This is a genomic window from Coleofasciculus sp. FACHB-542, assembly GCF_014695825.1.
In the GTDB taxonomy this organism is placed as follows: domain Bacteria; phylum Cyanobacteriota; class Cyanobacteriia; order Cyanobacteriales; family FACHB-T130; genus FACHB-T130.
The window spans coordinates 1-17,838 of sequence record NZ_JACJPB010000003.1; the positions used below are offsets into that span (position 1 = coordinate 1).

At 45.1% G+C, this 17,838-nt stretch carries 21 protein-coding genes and 3 pseudogenes; 13 read left to right on the forward strand and 11 right to left on the reverse strand.

Going from position 1 to position 17,838, the window contains the following annotated elements:
• Positions 1-101 (forward strand): annotated as a pseudogene (locus H6F52_RS00090) (IS5/IS1182 family transposase); the annotation flags it as partial.
• A gap of 108 nt (positions 102-209) precedes the next feature.
• Here H6F52_RS00090 and H6F52_RS26285 read toward each other — a convergent pair.
• Positions 210-554, reverse strand: a pseudogene (locus H6F52_RS26285) (HNH endonuclease signature motif containing protein); the annotation flags it as partial.
• 53 nt (positions 555-607) lie between these two features.
• Positions 608-994, reverse strand: coding sequence for a hypothetical protein (locus H6F52_RS00100; protein WP_190531068.1), 387 nt, complete (start codon positions 992-994; stop codon positions 608-610).
• Between the two features lie 33 nt (positions 995-1,027).
• On the opposite strand from H6F52_RS00100, the gene H6F52_RS00105 reads away from it, so the two are divergent.
• Positions 1,028-1,183 (forward strand): hypothetical protein, encoded by a 156-nt coding sequence (locus tag H6F52_RS00105; protein ID WP_190531070.1) that lies wholly within the window; start codon positions 1,028-1,030, stop codon positions 1,181-1,183.
• 68 nt (positions 1,184-1,251) lie between these two features.
• Here the strand turns inward: H6F52_RS00105 and H6F52_RS00110 are convergent, their stop codons facing one another.
• Together H6F52_RS00110 and H6F52_RS00115 are read right to left on the reverse strand one after the other, a co-directional pair.
• A complete protein-coding gene (locus H6F52_RS00110; RefSeq protein ID WP_190531072.1) occupies positions 1,252-1,890 on the reverse strand; it encodes a VTT domain-containing protein in 639 nt (212 codons plus the stop codon).
• Between the two features lie 20 nt (positions 1,891-1,910).
• Positions 1,911-2,090, reverse strand: coding sequence for a hypothetical protein (locus H6F52_RS00115; RefSeq protein ID WP_190531074.1), 180 nt, complete (start codon positions 2,088-2,090; stop codon positions 1,911-1,913).
• A gap of 39 nt (positions 2,091-2,129) precedes the next feature.
• On the opposite strand from H6F52_RS00115, the gene H6F52_RS00120 reads away from it, so the two are divergent.
• The 7 genes and pseudogenes from H6F52_RS00120 to H6F52_RS25915 all read left to right on the forward strand — a co-directional run.
• Entirely contained in the window at positions 2,130-2,570 is a 441-nt protein-coding gene (locus H6F52_RS00120) for a hypothetical protein (protein WP_190531076.1), read from the forward strand.
• A gap of 197 nt (positions 2,571-2,767) precedes the next feature.
• The gene (locus H6F52_RS00125) at positions 2,768-3,211 is read left to right on the forward strand and encodes a hypothetical protein (RefSeq protein WP_190531077.1); all 444 of its coding nucleotides are present in this window, start codon (positions 2,768-2,770) and stop codon (positions 3,209-3,211) included.
• A gap of 164 nt (positions 3,212-3,375) precedes the next feature.
• Positions 3,376-3,840: a XisH family protein gene (locus H6F52_RS00130; RefSeq protein WP_190531079.1), complete on the forward strand. Its 465-nt coding sequence runs from the start codon at positions 3,376-3,378 to the stop codon at positions 3,838-3,840.
• Complete coding sequence (locus H6F52_RS00135) at positions 3,807-4,130, forward strand: XisI protein (RefSeq protein WP_190531081.1); 324 nt, start codon at positions 3,807-3,809, stop codon at positions 4,128-4,130. The genes H6F52_RS00130 and H6F52_RS00135 overlap by 34 nt, the downstream gene beginning before the upstream one ends.
• Before the next feature lie 380 nt (positions 4,131-4,510).
• The gene (locus H6F52_RS00140; RefSeq protein ID WP_190531083.1) at positions 4,511-4,891 is read left to right on the forward strand and encodes a hypothetical protein; all 381 of its coding nucleotides are present in this window, start codon (positions 4,511-4,513) and stop codon (positions 4,889-4,891) included.
• 61 nt (positions 4,892-4,952) lie between these two features.
• The gene (locus tag H6F52_RS00145) at positions 4,953-5,909 is read left to right on the forward strand and encodes a hypothetical protein (RefSeq protein WP_190531085.1); all 957 of its coding nucleotides are present in this window, start codon (positions 4,953-4,955) and stop codon (positions 5,907-5,909) included.
• Between the two features lie 132 nt (positions 5,910-6,041).
• A pseudogene (locus tag H6F52_RS25915) lies at positions 6,042-6,212 on the forward strand (threonine ammonia-lyase, biosynthetic); the annotation flags it as partial.
• A gap of 26 nt (positions 6,213-6,238) precedes the next feature.
• Here H6F52_RS25915 and H6F52_RS00150 read toward each other — a convergent pair.
• From H6F52_RS00150 to H6F52_RS00160, 3 genes are all read right to left on the reverse strand, one after another.
• On the reverse strand, positions 6,239-6,616 hold the full coding sequence (locus H6F52_RS00150; RefSeq protein WP_190531086.1) for a hypothetical protein: 378 nt from the start codon (positions 6,614-6,616) through the stop codon (positions 6,239-6,241).
• Positions 6,613-6,948, reverse strand: a complete 336-nt coding sequence (locus tag H6F52_RS00155) for a DUF5674 family protein (RefSeq protein ID WP_190531087.1) — start codon at positions 6,946-6,948, stop codon at positions 6,613-6,615. The genes H6F52_RS00150 and H6F52_RS00155 overlap by 4 nt, the downstream gene beginning before the upstream one ends.
• 98 nt (positions 6,949-7,046) lie before the next feature.
• A complete protein-coding gene (locus tag H6F52_RS00160; RefSeq protein WP_190531088.1) occupies positions 7,047-7,688 on the reverse strand; it encodes a Uma2 family endonuclease in 642 nt (213 codons plus the stop codon).
• A 10-nt stretch (positions 7,689-7,698) separates the two neighbouring features.
• On the opposite strand from H6F52_RS00160, the gene H6F52_RS00165 reads away from it, so the two are divergent.
• Together H6F52_RS00165 and H6F52_RS00170 are read left to right on the forward strand one after the other, a co-directional pair.
• Entirely contained in the window at positions 7,699-7,977 is a 279-nt protein-coding gene (locus H6F52_RS00165; RefSeq protein ID WP_190531089.1) for a hypothetical protein, read from the forward strand.
• An 18-nt stretch (positions 7,978-7,995) separates the two neighbouring features.
• Entirely contained in the window at positions 7,996-8,592 is a 597-nt protein-coding gene (locus H6F52_RS00170) for a Uma2 family endonuclease (protein WP_190531099.1), read from the forward strand.
• A gap of 118 nt (positions 8,593-8,710) precedes the next feature.
• On the opposite strand, the gene nudC is transcribed toward H6F52_RS00170, so the two are convergent.
• Positions 8,711-9,529, reverse strand: coding sequence for an NAD(+) diphosphatase (gene nudC / locus H6F52_RS00175; protein WP_190531091.1), 819 nt, complete (start codon positions 9,527-9,529; stop codon positions 8,711-8,713).
• A gap of 339 nt (positions 9,530-9,868) precedes the next feature.
• Positions 9,869-11,569: a 2-isopropylmalate synthase gene (leuA, locus tag H6F52_RS00180; RefSeq protein WP_190433047.1), complete on the reverse strand. Its 1,701-nt coding sequence runs from the start codon at positions 11,567-11,569 to the stop codon at positions 9,869-9,871.
• Between the two features lie 568 nt (positions 11,570-12,137).
• On the opposite strand from leuA, the gene H6F52_RS00185 reads away from it, so the two are divergent.
• Positions 12,138-14,522, forward strand: coding sequence for an MASE1 domain-containing protein (locus tag H6F52_RS00185; protein WP_242033800.1), 2,385 nt, complete (start codon positions 12,138-12,140; stop codon positions 14,520-14,522).
• 58 nt (positions 14,523-14,580) lie between these two features.
• Positions 14,581-15,897, forward strand: coding sequence for a response regulator (locus tag H6F52_RS00190; RefSeq protein ID WP_190531093.1), 1,317 nt, complete (start codon positions 14,581-14,583; stop codon positions 15,895-15,897).
• A gap of 280 nt (positions 15,898-16,177) precedes the next feature.
• Here the strand turns inward: H6F52_RS00190 and H6F52_RS00195 are convergent, their stop codons facing one another.
• Positions 16,178-17,356 carry an MFS transporter gene (locus tag H6F52_RS00195; RefSeq protein WP_190531095.1) on the reverse strand — a complete coding sequence of 393 codons (1,179 nt, stop codon included), beginning with the start codon at positions 17,354-17,356 and terminating at the stop codon, positions 16,178-16,180.
• A 312-nt stretch (positions 17,357-17,668) separates the two neighbouring features.
• The coding region (locus tag H6F52_RS00200) for a transposase (RefSeq protein ID WP_190531097.1) at positions 17,669-17,838 on the reverse strand (170 nt) is incomplete at its 5' end.

Consider the following 17,838-nt stretch of genomic DNA (forward strand, 5'->3'; position numbering starts at 1 on the left):
AACTCAAGCAGTATCGAGCGATTGCAACGCGCTACGACAAGCGTGCGGTTAACTTTCTCGGTGCGATTCACCTCGCTGCTACGGTCATCTGGTTGAATTGATGACACGCCCTAGGGTTAATATGCGATCGCGTTGCCCTGACTTGTCAGTTTGCATAGCTTACGATAAGCTAGTCATTCGGCTTATCGCCCATGACGATATAGGTAGTGTTAAGGAAATAAACTTAGACGAATCCATAGCTGCCGCGCCGTTACTTGTGCTTGGCTATTCATCTCTAAATAAGCAATTGTTACTCTTCCAATGGGTGTTTTTCCCACAAGCGTTCCAGAATCGCTGTCTACTTGGAAATGGTCGTCCCATTGGTCTTGCCTTGGATTAAACAGACGAACTTCCGTGCCGGATTCAGGATCGATTCCACTAATGCGAGTTCCTTTCCGAAGATTGCAGCAGCGACAAGCAAGAGCGAGATTAAATTCGGCATCAGCGCCGCCTCGGTAAAGAGGGACAATATGTTCGACTTCAAACGGGAAGTTGAAAACCAGCTCTGGAGCATGACAATATTCACATCAATGAGCAGCGCGGTCAGCGACTAGAGTATAGAAAGGGTTCATTGACTCAGTTGTTGCACCAAAGCTGCTGTTCGGGCTGTGGCTGCTTTCAATTCAGCCTCAACCAGTCTATCTAACTCTGCTTGTTGTTCTGGAGGGAGTGTTTGCCCTTCATCGCGTGCTGTTCGCCACAAACTCATCAACTCAGATAAACGCTGTTGCTCCCCAGCACTAAAAAACCAGTCAGGACGAAAACTCTGGATAACCAGTAATGTACCCAATTCGCTACCTTCTAACTGAGCAGTTAACGCATCGAGCGCTTCACCTGCGGTTTTACCTGTTGATTGCTTATCACCTGCGTTCGCGTAGCGTGCGCTAAGCGCAATCGCTCGATAAAGCCTCTCGCCATTGGCATCAGATACTGGCAAGATAGCGACTGTAGTCATGTCTTTACCTGAGAGCCTTTTGTCCAATTATAGTTGGAGCAAGATTACCGCAACTGCCTAAACTCAAACTATAACGACAGGCGATCGCGCTTCTACGTGCAGCCAAAATTTAGCAAAGATGCGATCGCGTACAGCCTTTTGGGCATGAAAACAGCGAAGCGAGGCGTTAGCTTAGCGCTGAGTTGTTAGTTCGCTCTGTTTGTATGAGGTTGCGATCGCTTTTATCAGATCGCTGCCATTCAGCACCTAGCCGATCGTCATTGCTTCGACTGGCGTTGGACAACAGCGGTGACGATGCCGATGCCGAATGCTCCGAGGATCGCAAACCCTAAGAGTAACTGACTGCCTTCAAAGATTCCAGCACCAGCAGCGACCCAAAGCGGTTTGGCAATCAGAATGCTGACGATAAGGGCTAAGAAATAGCTTTGCCAACTCATTCTGGTCATTCCGGCAGCATAAGCGACAAAATCAAACAGTCCGGTCATCAAAAGACCCGTCATCAGGAAAAAGTTGCCTTCTAAATGTTGTTGAGCGAGGCGATCGACTTTTTCCATAAATTGCTGACCGACAAATCGCTCTACTAAACCTCGTCCGTAACGACGAGCAATATAGAAATTGAACGTACAGGAGGCTAAATCTGCCAACGCAACGACTAGCAATCCTTGAGCGAACCCAAAAAGACCTCCTGCTAAAATCGCGTAAGCAGTACCTGGAAGCACTGGCACGATGATACTGGTAAAGCGCAGCCCAAATACGATCGCGGGTGCCCAGATGCCAAACTGCTCCACCTGTTCTCGAACTTGCTCAATCCCATATTTGTTGAGCAGCCAGATTGCTAAAGTAATGAGAACTCCAATCGCAAACCAGCGCAGAATTTTGATCCAGTTGTATTTCATGCGGCTCAACTACTCGAAATCTATTTGGTATGGTTGCATGAAATTGATGGCACCGTGATGGAGCGATCGCGTTGCGCTGACAAGTCAGTTCGCGCAAGTTTATTTGTAGGTTGCGATCGCAAGTGCGGGTGATGGAGGCGATCGCTGTTGAAGGGAACTGAGAAGTCATGCTGAGTGTCATACAGGTTAAAGCATGGCACGGTCCAATCTTTTTTCCTTTTATTAATAGCAATTTGACCATGAAGACTCTGCTACTCGCCAGTGTATTCGCTTCTTTTTTGGCGTCCAATCCCTTGAATGTGTCCTCAACGAACACGCCTTCTCAAGCCGACTGGTTTCGTTTCATTGTTCAACCACGTACGTCAGGGCAAGCGTTAGAACGTCCTTTGGTGAGTGCAAAAGGTGGCGCGGGTAGTATTGTAATTCGTACAGACCTATCTGCATCAGATCCTTGCCAGAAGCTCAGCGGTGCGGCGGAACGCAAAGGAAAGAAAGTAACAGTGCGCGTTACCATCCGTCAACCTGAGGGTGGATGTATCGCTACAATCGGCAATTTTCGCTATGAAGCTACTCTTAACAAGCTTACCCCTGGCAAGTACCAGGTTGAAGTAATCCACGATTATGTGAATAATGGTTGGCCAAGTGGAACAGTATTCAAGCGTAAGGTGAGCGTAAGATAAGACAGGAAATCTTCCACCAAGAGCGATCGCGTTGCGCTGACAAGTCAGTTCGCGCAAGTTTGTTTGAGGTTGCGATCGCAAGTGCGGGTGATGAATGCGATCGCTGTTGAAGGGAACTGAGAAGTCATGCTGAGTGTCATAAAGGTTAAAGCATCGCACGCTCCAATCTTTTTTCCTTTTATTAATAGCAACCGACCATGAAGACTCTGCTACTCGCCAGTGTATTCGCTTCTTTTTTGGCGTCCAATCCCTTGAATGTATCCTCAACGAACACGCCTTCTCAAGCTGACTGGTTTCGTTTCATCGTTCAGCCGGGTACGCCTGGACAAGTGTTAGAACGTCCTTTGGTGAGTGCAAAAGGTGGTGCGGGAAATATTACGGTTCGTACAGACCTATCTGCCTCAACTCCTTGCCAGAAGCTCAGCGGTGCGGCGGAACGCAAAGGCAAGAAAGTAACAGTGCGCGTTACCATCCGTCCACGTGAGACTGGTGGATGTATCCTCATGGTCGGCAATTTCCGCTATGAAGCTAATCTTAACAAGCTTACCCCTGGCAAGTACCAAGTTGAAGTAATCCACCAATACCCGAATAGTGGTTGGTTAAGTGAGACGGTATTCAAGCGTCAGGTGAGCGTAAGATAAGACAGGAAATCTTCCACGAAGAGCGATCGCTTGCATTTGTTTGAGGATGCGATCGCGCTTCTACGTGCAGTCAAAATTTAGAAAGAATGCGATCGCGTTGCGCTGACAAGTCAGTTCGCATAGCGTACTATAGGCTAGTCATGCGGCTTATGACCGATTAAGTCATGCCTCAACGAGATGCGATCCATAACATTATCAGGCAAGCTCTCATCAAAGAGGGTTGGGAAATCACGGACGATCCCTATGTCATATCTTATGGTGAGAGATTTCTGTTTATTGACTTAGCAGCCAAATTAGATGCCGTCAGCGGTATTGTAGGGCGATTTATTGGTGCGAGACGCGGTAGTAGTCGAATTGCAGTTGAAATCAAGGAATTTCGAGGCAATTCGGCAATTGCTGATTTGGAGCAAGCGATTGGTCAATACGTTCTTTATCGACTTCTACTTGAACAGGTCGATCCAGATCGTGAATTATATCTTGCTATTGCAGACACAACCTTCGACGGGATTTTCAGCGAACCGATTGGAGAGTTGGTGAGGAGTGAGTTACCGATGAAATTGCTTATTGTAAATATAGCGGTGCAAGAGGTGAAGCAATGGATACCACCACTCAAGAACGGGACATTGTAAAGCAAGTAATTCAACGATATGCTCAGTTTAAGCCTTCTCACGGTGATATTCGGCTCGACACGGTATTTGACGACACGCAAAACCGCTATGCGCTGATGCAGGTGGGTTGGGATAGAGGACGACGAGTTAGGGGAAATTTGATTTATGTGACTCTGAGTGAGGGCAAGGTTTGGGTGGAATATGACGGGATGGAACAGGGAATCACCAAAGACTTAATCGCCGCAGGCATTCCAAAAGAGCGAATCGTTCTTGCATTTCTGCCTGAAGAGCAAACTGCCGCAACGGCTTAAACTCAAAGTATGACCAGGTAGCGATCGCGCTTCTATGTGCAGCGAAAACTTAGCAAGGATGCGATCTCTCTGTTTGTTCGGGTTTGCGATCACGTAGCATAGTGGAGGCGATCATCGCTTCATCCAAGTTGAGTCTTTTTTCATCACCAGCGAATTTGCTAAGTGGATTAATCATGCATTCTACCTAGCTTTGTATTGCTGTCCATACAATAGTTGTGTTAAAACTAACATAGGATTTTAGTACAAAAAGCTCTGATGTCATAAAAATCAAGCTGATAAGAACTATACAAATTATTTTTTGTTTAGATTCTACACGCTCAAATCTATGATTTTCGCTCATTTATTCTATCTGAGACCTAAAACATCTACCTATGATAATTATGCTTTTAGAAACTTTAGCAGCTAAATCTGTGGAGTACTTTATATTGCAAGTTACAGGAGGTGCCTTGCAAAAGCTGGGAGCTGATTCAAAAGATTACCTTCAAAAATTAGTAGGTGTTATATATACATACTTTGCTGCTAGGAAAGAAGTTCAGGAGGCTACACAAAATCCGGAATCACTAAAAGCAGCAATTATACGAGAAGCTCCAAACAATATTGTTTTTCGAGAAGAATTAGAGAGTCTAGTCAGTAAGCTCATTCAAATAGAAGAAACTCAAAATAGTGGGATGGTTAACCAAGTCTCTAGTGGTTTCGGAGCAAATATTAATGCTCCACAAAATCAAGGTTATATAGCAGGGGAAAACCAGTACTTTCGTTGAAAAACTGCATGTCCATCTTACTCCCAGCGCCGAACCACCGAGTACAGAAATCCCTGAACACTTGAGGTTTAAATCTTTTGGGAGAAAGTTATGTAATTATGTAACAACTTTATTATTCTTATTCATAGCGTTAATTGCTTGGTTTTTCCTTGGATTTGCTGCAAATCATGCTTTTCCCTTATGGCTTAGTGAATCTTTAATAAGCTATCTGTTCAGTGGTTTTAAGGTGCATAAATGGACACTAGACAAGGCACTTGATCAATCCCTGAACGATGTTTGGCAAGGAATTAAAACACAGCTTAGTAATATTCCTACTTCTAAATCAGTTATTGCAACAGGCAATAGGGGAGAAGCTAGAGAACTAAATAGGCTTGATTCTGGATACTGGCTACTCATAGCAGCGATCAAATTACTTTCAACAGGCATTGAGCCTTCTGACAAAAGCTTAATTGATTGGAAGTTAAGTGAATTAGATGAACAACGAGATGTCATTCTTGATAGGTTGCGGCCTCTCAAGAGTAAACATTATCGATGGTTGAGTCAGCTTCAAACCATCTGGAACTCATGTTATGAGGTTTTTACTCTTAAAGCTGTAAGACGAGAAAGAGAATTAAAGAAAATTGAAAAAATATTTAATGATTTAGTTGGTTTATATCTTCAACAGGAACCTTCTTCAAGAGAGGTTATACAAGAAATGCTAGAAGTATTGGATGAAAAAGTGACAAATAATCCAAAAATTAAAACCCTATACAAGGCGTGGCGTTTAATTAATTGGGTTTACTCGTATATAGAAAAATCAACCGCAGTAATTACTGAAGATCCAATTTACAAAAAGTATCCAGTTAGGGCTTTACGGGGGAGACCTCGTTACCATCTTCCGAATGGTTGTAGGCTTTATCCTCGTGTTGAAAAACCTGAAAATAGTGAAGGAATTAGGTTCTTTAAAACTGTTGAAGAAGCTAGATCCGAAAATTTAGATTTATGTGGAAGATGCAAAAGTATTCTCAGGAATGAATAATCTTTTTTGTAGTTGTTAATCAACTTAAAGAAGAATTTTATAAAATTAAACAATACTTTTAGAGACTAACAGGAGACGCTAGCAAAGTAAAATGTCCTTCCATCTGGCGGCATTACACTCCCTGTTAAACCCGTGTCTTACGACTATTTGGTACAAGTTCAGGCTACTTTCGTGTACGATGTTGACCAGGAATCGCTCCTGAAATATACCCCAAATCTGTCTGTGCGGCTGAACAATAAACTTATGCTCATGCGAGAGGATATGCAATCAGTCTTTACCTTCAAGCTGCGGACTGCTAACAACTAGCATGATTTTAGTTTTTGATTACTCTAGCTACTTTGAGCCGCTGATGTAACTGGAGCAGATAGCAACCCTGACATCTCTAACACGCGGTCTGACCAAATTTTAGCTTGTTGGGCAACTTTCGTTCGTTGTACATCATCTGCCCAAATGTTTGACCAGTTTAGTTGCCAACGAGCCAATTGCACTTGTAATTCAACTAACTCTGCTGCAATATCTATTCCAGCATCGATTGCTGTCCACTCGATAAAAAACTTGCTTTCCTCTATCAAATGGGCAACTGCATCGCGGTTCAAGTCATTATTAGAAAATGACCGAATTCGAGCTAGATTTGCAGCGAGTTCCCCTAAGCGACTGGGTAGAGATTCACGCAAATAACGCTCTCGCATTGCCGTCCAATCTTTCATACGCCTCCTAATAACTCCTGAGTAATTTGGGCAACTTGCTCTCGAATTGCTGGGTCAAGAATCTCCATTGAGCGATTATTTTGACGAGGGCGGATATTAATCAGCGATTCATAGAACACTTCCTGCGTCAATGGGTTCCAACTCGCTCCCCATATATTTTCCTGCCTACTCCCATCTTCCAGCAACACTGCTTCGCAATCTGCATGAAGCTCCCCACCACCTGCAAGAATGCCACGCTCGATATCTACTGCTAGTTTAATGTAGAAACGATGAGCCTCCAGCATTTCATCAATTTGCGCCTTTGTAGCGCGATCGCGGATGATGAGAATCATTCAAATTCCATCTGAGTAAATCGCTCCATAGTTTATCAGGGGTGGGGACGTGGAAGCGATCGCACGTTCATCCTCTACATTCGTTGGTGCGATCGCTCTCAACCTTGAAACTGGGACAATAACCAGGCACTTACCTTACCATGATTCATTTGCCGACTACGCCGTAATGCTTCTTCTAGTAGCGCCATGTCCAAACCTGGAAGTACCTGGGACTGGTAAATTCTGCGACTACCTCGATTCTGGATCTCAAAGGCAATTATTTGAGCATTTTGAACATCAATAATCCAATACTCGCGAACTCCAAGTGATTCGTAGAGTAGACGTTTCTCACCTTTGTCATCTGCAAGACTTGAATAGGCAACTTCGATCACCAGGTCAGGTGGTGGGTAGGTATCGAGGTCGATGATAGTTGCTTCCCAAGGCACTATTTCCGCATTCGCACCCAGATAAAACGAAACATCGGGTTGCGCTTCTGCACAGTCCCTTTTGCGGTAGGTGCAGTTGTCATGACCATCGAAGTCAATGTCTCGAACACCCGCGAAGAGAGCAATCGCAGCAATAACAATGAAATGGTCGCGGGAATGAGGATTACCAAGCGCAGACATCTCCAACCTCATGCGTCCGTCATAGTAGTAGCCTCTAGCTTTTTCGTAGCTAGGATCGCTAATTGCCAGAAGGTATTCGTCCCAAGTTACATTCACCCAGGTATCGGTTGGTAGTTTCGCTTGTAGTTGGCTCATAACAACCCTTTTGGCTACCGATTTCTCACATCTTAACGTAAGAGCGATCGCCTCCCATTTATCCCCAGAACAGGGAGAACAAGATGATGCAACTACCACTAGATATGCTGACACAGGATGCGATCGCTACTTTGACCTAGAACCATGCTCAATGCGATCGCGCACTCTGGATGTAGAGGATGAACAGTCAGAGCGATCGCTCAAGATTGAAACTGGGGCAATAACCAAACATTCAGTTTGTCATAATTTATTTACCGACTTAGCCAAAAGACCTATCCAAATAGTGTAATTTGTGAACCTAGCAACAATGATTATGCAAGCTGAAGATAAAAAAGTTTACACAGATGAAGAATATCTTGAGTTTGAGGTTAACTCAGAAGAACGGCATGAATATATCAATGGTGAAATTGCCCTGATGACTGGCGGAACCCCTAATCACAACAAAATTGCTGGCAACTTCTATGCTGCGTTAAATTTTGCGCTCAAGCGCCAGCCCTATGACGTTTTCTTTACAGACCAACGGCTCTGGATTCCTAAAAAACGTATCTATACTTATCCAGATGTCATGGTAGTTCAGGGTGAATTGCAATTACAAGAAGGACGGCGAGACACCATTACTAACCCGTTAATGATTGCTGAAGTGTTGTCAGCCTCCACAAGAAGCTATGACAAAGACGCAAAATTTACCGCATATCGTACCATTCCCAGTTTTCAAGAATATCTCTTAATTGACCAATACACGATGCACATTGAGCAATACTTCAAAACCGCGCAAAAACGCTGGACATTTACTGAGTATGACGATGCCAATGAAATAGTATCTCTAAATTCCCTTTCATTCCAAATAACGCTTGCAGATATATATGACAAGGTTGAGTTTGAGTCAGGAGAAGTAAGCACCTGAAGATATTATTGTTGAACTTATTTCAATGTCTTGATTTTTGCCAATAGCGATCGCACACTCTGGATGTAGAGGATTAACAGTGAGAGCGATCGCTTCTTTTATTACAGACTCGAATTGCTTAATCAGTAGAAACAAACCAGTCGAGAAGTTTTCGGGCAATGCTCAGTTTAGGCGGAATCAGCGGTAGACTGTCTTTCCTAAACCAAGCAGCATCCTCCAATTCTTGCGGGTCGATGATAATGTCGCCACTGGCATAAGTAGCGGTGAATCCAATCATTAGCGAGTTTGGAAAAGGCCAAGGTTGCGAACCAAAATAGCAAATATCCTTGACTGCTATCCCAACTTCCTCCCGGACTTCACGCACAATTGTTTCTTCAAGTGATTCTCCCGGTTCCACAAATCCAGCGATCAAACCGTACATTCCTGCGGGAAACCGAGAAGCGCGAGCTAACAATATCTCTTCACCACAAGAAATAAGTACAATCACCGCAGGCGAGAGGCGAGGATAATTGACTAACCCACACTTAAGACAACGCTTGGCACGTTCGTTGGGTAATTGGGTTGTCGGAGCCGCACACTGTCCGCAATACTGATGGGTGCGATCCCATTCCATAATCTGAATCGCACGACTGCTGAGCGCATACAAGTCTTCGTCTAAGGTGCCGTACAATTCGCGCAGTCCTTGCAAAGTCATGCCATCGGCTATCACGGCATCTTTCCCTAGTTCCGCCGAGTAACAAGGTCTATCGTCCAGGGTGCCAAGAAATTGCGATCGCACGGGCACCAAGCCAATCTCTGCCAAACTGATGAGGGTGGGAATTGTGCTGAGTGTCCCTTCCCGTCGAACCAACAGCTGATTCCCGACAAAGGCGAACCACCACGCAGGTTCAGATTGTACTGGAGGTGGAGCAATGCCAGGGATGAAAGTTCGATACATATCCGAGTAGAGTGCGATCGCGTAGCCTGCCGGAGGCAGTCGCCTTCATCGTATCATTGCGATCGCATACAGCATCATACAAAAAGCCGCCCGATCGGGGCGGGACTTTATACCCAGTTTTCGATAATACGATGTGTAATTCGTAGCCGTGCGGGGCAAGTTTTAGCCAAAAAACGCTAAAAAGCCCAAGGGCGTCTTTCCGTGTTTCGACTCCAAGGGCTTTTCGCTATAACTTTCACTCCTCACACTTACATCATGTTGCTAAAGACATAATTTTGCTATACACCTTCTGACATATATTGAAGTGGATCGGCGATCGCTCTTACTCAAGAATCAGGTTCAAACCGACTCACAGCCTTGTAATATCTGGGTTTGAGTTTCTGGATCGACTTGCTGCCAAGCACGGTTAACCGCACCCAGAACAGCGAGTAACGATGCCGTGACGATATTGGAGTGGATGCCAACGCCATAGAAAGAACCTGGGAAGCGATCGCCAGCCACCTCAACATAAGCGATCGCAGACGCATTGCTTCCCTGACTGAGTGAGTGTTCGTCATAACGATCGATGCGAATGCCAAGATTTAGCGCCTTTAGGAATGCATCAATAGGGCCGTTGCCTTTTCCGGTTAGAGCGATGCGTTTCCCGTTCATCTCTAGCGATACTGCGATCGCTTGTTCATCGCCGTCTGTTTCCGACAAGTGGTGAGAGAGGTACTTAAACGGGGATACTGCGTGCAAATACTCTTGCTCGAATAGCTTCCACAGATCCGTTGCAGACATTTCCTGCCCGGAAGCATCCATTGCCTTTTGCACCACTTGGCTAAACTCGATTTGCAACCTGCGGGGCAATACCAGGCTGTAATCCCGTTCTAGCAAGAAAGTAATGCCACCCTTACCCGATTGGCTATTCACCCGAATCACAGATTCGTAGCTGCGTCCCACTTCGGTTGGATCGAGTGGCAGATACGGAACTTCCCAGATTCCATCCGATTCCTGTACCGCCAAGCCTTTCTTGATCGCATCTTGGTGAGAACCAGAAAAGGCAGTAAATACCAAATCCCCAACATACGGATGGCGGGGATGAATTGGCAATTGCGTGCAATCTTCCACCGTTCTCGCCACCATGTTTATATCAGAAAAATCCAAACCGGGATGGATGCCTTGGGTGTAGAGGTTCAGCGCCAGCGTCACCAGATCCACATTTCCAGTGCGTTCGCCATTGCCAAACAGACAGCCTTCAACTCGATCCGCACCTGCCATCTGCGCCAGTTCTGCTGCTGCAACGCCGCACCCGCGATCGTTATGGGGATGGACGCACAAAATTACGCTATCCCGTCGCGCCAAGTTACGATGCATCCACTCGACTTGATCTGCGAATACATTAGGCGTTGCCACTTCAACAGTTGCAGGCAAATTGATAATGGCTTTGTGCTGCGGTGTGGGTTGCCAAACATCCAGAACGGCATCGCAAATATCTTTAGCAAAATCCAGTTCCGTTGCGGTAAAGGTTTCCGGCGAATATTGGAAATACCAATCAGTCTCCGGTTGCGCTGCGGCAAGTTCGTTCATCAGTTGCGCTGCTGATGTTGCCATCTCGATAGTGCCCGCGCGATCGAGATTAAAGACAGTGCGGCGGAAGACTGGAGAGGTGGCGTTGTAAAGATGCACGATCGCTCGTTTTGCACCTTGCAATGCTTCAAAGGTACGACGAATTAGATGTTCGCGGGCAGGGGTTAAAACCTGAATTGTGACGTTATCGGGTATTAATTGCTGCTCGATCAGGCGGCGGACGAAATCAAAGTCAGTTTGTGAAGCGGAGGGGAATGCAACTTCGATTTCTTGAAACCCGATCTCGACTAAAAGCTTAAACAGACGTAACTTGCGTTCAACGTGCATCGGCTCGATTAGTGCCTGATTGCCATCGCGCAAATCGGTACTCAGCCAGATGGGAGGATGGGTAATGGTTTTCGAGGGCCAAGTGCGGTCTGGTAAGTTAATTGGCGCAAATGAACGATATTTGGTTCCGGGATGCTTCAACACGATCGATATTTCCTATATTTTTGGTGTTTGTGAGATGCTGTGGCGATCGCAATCGAGTTAAACAAGGAGTTGCCAGGTTGCGACGCAGACCAATCCTGACAACCCATCAACAGTCGCAGTAACATCTCAAGTGCTGTATGAACTCGCATAAAAATCTCCAAAAAAATTGGTGAATCAATGGCAATGCCGCACTTGCCCGCGTAGGCAAGGAGGTTTAGGCTTGGAATGGAAAAACTTGGTTTAAGTGGTAAAAAATTATTTGCGCCCAAGGCGCAGCAGCAGCCCTAGCCCTAGTAGTTGGCTAGTGGAGTGGTGTAGAGATTGCTGCCGTGGAAGCATGAGATTGAGACAATAAACTATGGATATATTAGCCCTAGACCTTACAGGGGTCAATATTCAGATGGACATACTTTGGTAACATAACGCCAATCAACTTGCGATCGCACGGGCACCAACTCAATCTCACCCGCTGTTAACTTCAAATTCAATTTGGGAACTATAAGGGTAGCAGCCTTCCTAGAAGTTTGCTGCTTTTATGCTCTGTGCGCGGAGACAGGAAATGCAGCCGATGGCGATAACGCAGAAATTCCCAATTAAACTCGATCGCACTTTTTTGATAGCAGCGCTGGTAATTCCGATTGTTCACCTCTATTTAGGATACGTAGGATTATCCACGACCTTTGTAAATGGTGCCTCCGTATTTTGGCCTTCACTCGGTGTCTTTTTGGCAGCGATGCTGCTACTAGGCTATCGCGTCTGGCCTATTTTATTTGTGAGTGATTTCATTGTTAGTCATATTCTTTTTTTCCCAAACAATCTTTTAATCAGTCTGATTATTCCCGCTGTCAACCTGATTACTCCATTCAGCGGGACTTTTTTAATTAATCGTTATATCAAACGCCACAATTTTTTAGAGCGATCGCAAGATGTTTTTAAATTTATCATCCTGACTATCCCCACCCCCCTGATTAGTTCCCTCTTGGCTGCCGTCACGCTTTGCACCAGTGGGATTGCGCCCTGGACAGCATTTGCAGAAGTGTGTCGAACCTGGTTGGCATCAGACACCACGGGAATTTTGGTTGTCACACCTCTATTACTAGCATGGTTGCAAAAATCTGAACGTTTCAGAAAATTTGACAAGCAACAAATTCTCGAATTTGTATTTGTATTGGTCTGGGTAATCGCGCTCGATCATATTGCCTTTTCGGGAGGATACCCAATCGAATACATGGTAATCCCCCCCCTGATTTGGGCGGCATTTCGGTTTGAAGCGCGGGTATCAACGCTACTCGTGCTAATTGTGTCAGCGATCGCAGTTTTTGGAACCGTTCGCGGCTTCGGCTCGTTCGCCAAACAAGCCACTCCCAACGAATCGCTGATCCTGCTGCAATCGTTTATTTGTGTCATTGCTATCACCACATTTGTCATCTCTGCGGTGACGAATGAAAACCGCAAGGCAGAAAGAAAACTTCGGCAAGCGAATGATGAATTAGAGCAACGAGTTGAAGAACGGACGACTGAACTCAATGAGGCGAAAAATTCTGCCGAAGTTGCCAACCAAGCGAAAAGTGAATTTCTTGCCAACATGAGCCACGAACTACGCACCCCTCTCAATGGTGTCCTGGGGTATGCTCAAGTTCTTTCTGCCGCCCCCAATCTTACCGAACAGCAACAACACGGCATCGAAATTATCTATAACTGCGGCTCTCATTTACTCACGCTGATCGAAGACGTACTCGATCTCTCTAAAATCGAAGCGCGTAAGATGGAACTGCATTTGAGCGATTTACATCTACCTGGCTTCCTGCAAGGAGTCGAGGAAATTTGCCGCATTCGCGCCGAGCAAAAAGGCATTCAGTTCATTTATCAGCCACCCGATAATTTGCCCATAGCGATCGCAACTGACGAGAAACGCTTGCGGCAAGTGTTGCTGAACCTCTTGGGCAATGCGATTAAATTCACCGACGCCGGTAGCGTGACATTCCGAGTGGAGGTGACTGAAAATCCGCAGCAACCAGCGTTCGCGAAGCTTCGCTTTGCGGTTGAAGACACGGGTATTGGGATGTTACCCGAACAACTAGAGCAAATTTTCCTCCCCTTTGAGCAGGTTGGCGATACCAAGCGACAAGCGGAGGGGACGGGATTGGGACTTGCGATCGCCAAAAAAATTGTCGAACTCATGGGAGGGGACATCTACGTTAAGAGCTTACCGAAGGTCGGTAGTACCTTTGAGTTTGAGATCGAGTGTGCTTTCTCGACGAACTCAATAGTAAGCAACATTTCCAGGGGGCGAATTTCTGGTTATTCGGGCGATCGCAAAAGCATTTTGATTGTGGACGATCGATGGGAAAATCGCTCGGTCATGGTTAACTTGCTGCAACCGTTGGGATTCACCGTCATTGAAGCCAGCAACGGACGGGAAGGGTTGGAGAAGGCGCATCAAGTTCAACCAGATTTAATCATTACTGACCTGATCATGCCTACCCTGAATGGTTGGGATTTGCTCGTGCTGCTGCGCCAGTCAGAAACGTTGAAAGATTTGCCAGTCCTTGTGTCATCGGCAAGCGTGTATGATGCCGATCGCCGTAAAAGCCTTGCAGCAGGCGGCAACGATTTTCTGGCTAAACCCGTGCAAGTCGAGGAACTATATCGACTCTTGGCAAAACATCTGCACCTGGACTGGATCTATGCCGATGCAAAACCTGTTGAACGTGCGATCGCAACGCCCTTCGCAAACGCAACCCCAACCGAACTCTCTGTGCCACCCCTATCTGAACTGTCGAGCCTACTGGAATATGCCAAGCGAGGACAAATCAAAGGCATCCAACAAGAACTGGAACGACTTGCCCAACTAGATGAAAGTTATCAGCCGTTTGCCAACAAATTAAGTTTGTTAGTGAAAGAATTTAGTATTCACAAAATTCGCAAATTTCTTCTAGAAACTGTGGATTAATTGCCCCGTATTTCATCTTCATGAATAAACCAATAGTCAACAAAGGAGCAGTTATAAAATGTTATTTAATTCCGATCGCGAAATCGTTTTAGTGGTTGATGATAATCCAACTAATCTAGAATTATTATATAACGCCTTGGGTTCATCTGGCTATGAAGTTTTGGTAGAAATGGATGGTTTTAGTGGAATTGAGCAAGCTAAGAACTATCCGCCAGACTTGATTTTGCTAGATGTCCAGATGCCAGGAATTGATGGGTTTGAAACCTGCCGTAAATTGCAGCTCGATCCGTCTACAAAAAACATTCCAGTAATTTTTATGACGGCCCTGACAGATACCACAGACAAAGTGAAGGGATTACATTTAGGAGCAGTAGATTATATTACAAAACCCTTCCGTCATGAAGAAGCACTTGCTCGGATTCAAACCCATTTAAAAATTCGCCGTTTGAGCTTAGAACTTGAACAACAAAAGCAAGAACTTGAGGAAATTGTTCAAAAACGCACAGCCGAACTAACCTGCACGTTACAAGAACTAAAAAAAACGCAATTGCAGTTAATTCAGAATGAAAAGCTGTCTACCATTGGTCAGTTAGTTTCTGGTATTGCTCATGAGATTAATAATCCAGTTGGTTGTATTTCTGGCAATTTAGAGCAAGCGAGTCTTGCTGTTAAAGATGCGGTTGATTATATACGTCTTTATCAAGCCAAGTTTCCAAATCCTGGCATAGAAATTGAACAAAAAGCGGAAGAGATTGATCTTGAATATCTTCTAGAAGATTTACCAAAAATGTTCTTATCTATGCATACAGGAATCGATAGAATTCGCAACATTAGTACATCCCTTAGAACATTCTCCCGTGCTGATGTAGATTACAAGGTATCAGTTGACATCCATGAGGGACTTGAGAGTACCTTGATGATTTTGCAACATCGTTTGAAAGCTCAGAATTATCGTCCAGCAATTCAAATCATTAAAAATTATGGTGAAATTCCTAAAGTTGAGTGTTATTTAGGACAACTCAATCAGGTATTTATGAATATTTTGGCAAATGCAATCGACGCAGTGGAAGAAGCGAACTTGGGTCACACCTATGAAGCGATTAAAGAAAATTCCAACCATATTATTATTCAAACCGAAATGAAAGATGAACATCAGGTTGCAGTCCGAATTGCAGATAATGGCATGGGGATGACGAAAGATATCAAGCAACGCATTTTTGACCATCTATTCACGACTAAACCTGTTGGAAAAGGAACAGGTTTAGGATTAACGATTGCTCATCAAATTATTGTTGAAAAGCACGGAGGAACGCTCGAAGTCAATTCTGAATGGGGACGAGGCACAGAGTTTGTGGTAACGCTTCCGATTGTGTAATCTAGTCTTTAAAACTAGATTAGATGAATCAATCCCTCAATCAGCTCTAGTTTTGACTGTAAAATTATTAGTGAAACTGCTGCTGTAAGGTGGCAATAATTTTGAGAGCAGCTTGTAGTTCTTGGATAGCGATCGCCCGATCAACGATCGTGTTAACCAGTTGAGCTGTGGGTAACGGGAACATCCCCTAAATTGCAAATACACGCCCGTTGGTACAATCCTATTCTTTACCAGTGGCAAGAGTGCGAAATGGATGCAACGCCTGCCAGTGGTAAAGGATTTAAAAAAGCGCAATTAGTAAGGCAATGGGTGCTGCAAGTAATATCCACATCGTCGGCTGCAAACCATACTGTTGAGCAACCAAACCCAGTGCAAACGGAGCTAACCCCCCCACAAAACCTGCCAGGTTGTTGAGCGTCATGACGGTTCCGCTCTGCCCCGGCATCGCTGTGTACAATTGCCCCTGGAGAATAGAGTACCATCCGGAATTAAGGAGGCCCAGAAAGCAAAGAATGACCAGCTTGAGATTGATATTGGGTACAAGCAAAAAAGCTGGATAAAGACACAAAACAAGGATAGCGCTAACCTTCAAATAAGCAAGTCCTTGCACTCGTTCGAGTAAGGGAATCAGGAGAAAATCTCCCAATAAGCCAAACCCCAACCAGGCTGTGAGAGCGAAACTCGCTTGTGTGTTGTTTACACCCACGACATCAACGAAATACAGTGCTAAAAAGCCACTCAAAACATCCAGCATTAAATCGGAAAATTGCAACAACGTTAACCAACGCAACACGTTACCTCGTTTTAAGCTTTGGATAGCATAACGGATGCCATCTTTGAAGCTGTGCATGGGTTGATCAACATCAGCGGATGCACTTGGAGTTGCGATTGGATACTGCCACAACATTCCTACAAGTAATACCGTCAGTACCGCCAATAGTAAAAACACACTCCGCCAACTTTGATGGAATGCGATCGCACCCGCTAAAGCCAAAGGTCCAAGGACATTGCCAAGCGAACCCGCCAATGCCCACCGTGCCATGTTTTGTTCGTGGCGCGTCGGTTCCATGTCCATCAGTGTCGCCTGGGAAAGACTGACAAAGGCCCCAGATGCCGGATAAAACAGCACAAAGGCGACTAATAACCACGAAAAGTTATCGCTAAGAGAGATGAGGAGTAATGCGATCGCAAACCCAACACCTCCCCCCAAAATCAATTGCCGTCGTTGACCAATATCTCCCCAGATTCCCAAAATTGGCTCTATCAGGCTGCTGACCGTGTTGGGTATCGTCAGCAACAGCCCCACTTGCACATAGGAAAGATGCAGATCATTCCGAATCAACGGATAAGCAGCACCCCGCACTCCATCCACCAGCTCGTCTAATAATTCAATCACCAGGAAGATCATCGTTAACAAAATGACAGTCCTGGTCGTTTTGTTTTTACTATCCAATGACATCGTGAAATTCTCCCATCCTTAAAATTTGAACACCAGCGCAACATCTTCACGGCGTTGGCGAGGGGAGGGGGAATCCACGAACAAACTCTCCGCCTTAGTTGTAAGACGAATCGCTGGTTAGATTGGGTTCTAGAAGCTTACCAGGGAGGAAAAATCATAGAGGTGAAGGGCAAAGAAAGGACTTGCAACTAGGTCTGTAGCCTATTGTAGGCAGACCAGAAGATAGTTTGTTCTGGATGTGTAGAAGCTCTACAGGCTCAAAAGTTCGCAGCAATACATAAATACTACTGAGGCGGTTGGGATATTAAGTGCTTAAGCAAAATTAATTACATATTCGGTTCCGACTTTTTTTAGCACATTTTTGACATACTTTACTAAACTTTTCCAGTCCCGATAAGCCTCTATCTCTATCCATTCATATTTCATAAACTTCCATAAGATTTCAATTAAGTTGAGTTCGGGTGAATAAGGGGGGAGCCAAA

Bases quoted from the DNA above. Each gene is read 5' to 3' on its own strand.
- H6F52_RS00110 (WP_190531072.1), bottom strand. From the start codon at position 1,890: ATGAAATACAACTGGATCAAAATTCTGCGCTGGTTTGCGATTGGAGTT.
- H6F52_RS00125 (WP_190531077.1), top strand. From the start codon at position 2,768: ATGAAGACTCTGCTACTCGCCAGTGTATTCGCTTCTTTTTTGGCGTCC.
- H6F52_RS00140 (WP_190531083.1), top strand. From the start codon at position 4,511: ATGCTTTTAGAAACTTTAGCAGCTAAATCTGTGGAGTACTTTATATTG.
- H6F52_RS00150 (WP_190531086.1), bottom strand. From the start codon at position 6,616: ATGAAAGATTGGACGGCAATGCGAGAGCGTTATTTGCGTGAATCTCTA.
- H6F52_RS00170 (WP_190531099.1), top strand. From the start codon at position 7,996: ATGATTATGCAAGCTGAAGATAAAAAAGTTTACACAGATGAAGAATAT.
- H6F52_RS00100 (WP_190531068.1), bottom strand. From the start codon at position 994: ATGACTACAGTCGCTATCTTGCCAGTATCTGATGCCAATGGCGAGAGG.
- H6F52_RS00190 (WP_190531093.1), top strand. From the start codon at position 14,581: ATGTTATTTAATTCCGATCGCGAAATCGTTTTAGTGGTTGATGATAAT.
- nudC (WP_190531091.1), bottom strand. From the start codon at position 9,529: ATGTATCGAACTTTCATCCCTGGCATTGCTCCACCTCCAGTACAATCT.
- H6F52_RS00120 (WP_190531076.1), top strand. From the start codon at position 2,130: ATGAAGACTCTGCTACTCGCCAGTGTATTCGCTTCTTTTTTGGCGTCC.
- H6F52_RS00135 (WP_190531081.1), top strand. From the start codon at position 3,807: ATGGATACCACCACTCAAGAACGGGACATTGTAAAGCAAGTAATTCAA.
- H6F52_RS00185 (WP_242033800.1), top strand. From the start codon at position 12,138: ATGGCGATAACGCAGAAATTCCCAATTAAACTCGATCGCACTTTTTTG.
- H6F52_RS00195 (WP_190531095.1), bottom strand. From the start codon at position 17,356: ATGTCATTGGATAGTAAAAACAAAACGACCAGGACTGTCATTTTGTTA.
- H6F52_RS00130 (WP_190531079.1), top strand. From the start codon at position 3,376: ATGCCTCAACGAGATGCGATCCATAACATTATCAGGCAAGCTCTCATC.
- H6F52_RS00155 (WP_190531087.1), bottom strand. From the start codon at position 6,948: ATGATTCTCATCATCCGCGATCGCGCTACAAAGGCGCAAATTGATGAA.
- H6F52_RS00160 (WP_190531088.1), bottom strand. From the start codon at position 7,688: ATGAGCCAACTACAAGCGAAACTACCAACCGATACCTGGGTGAATGTA.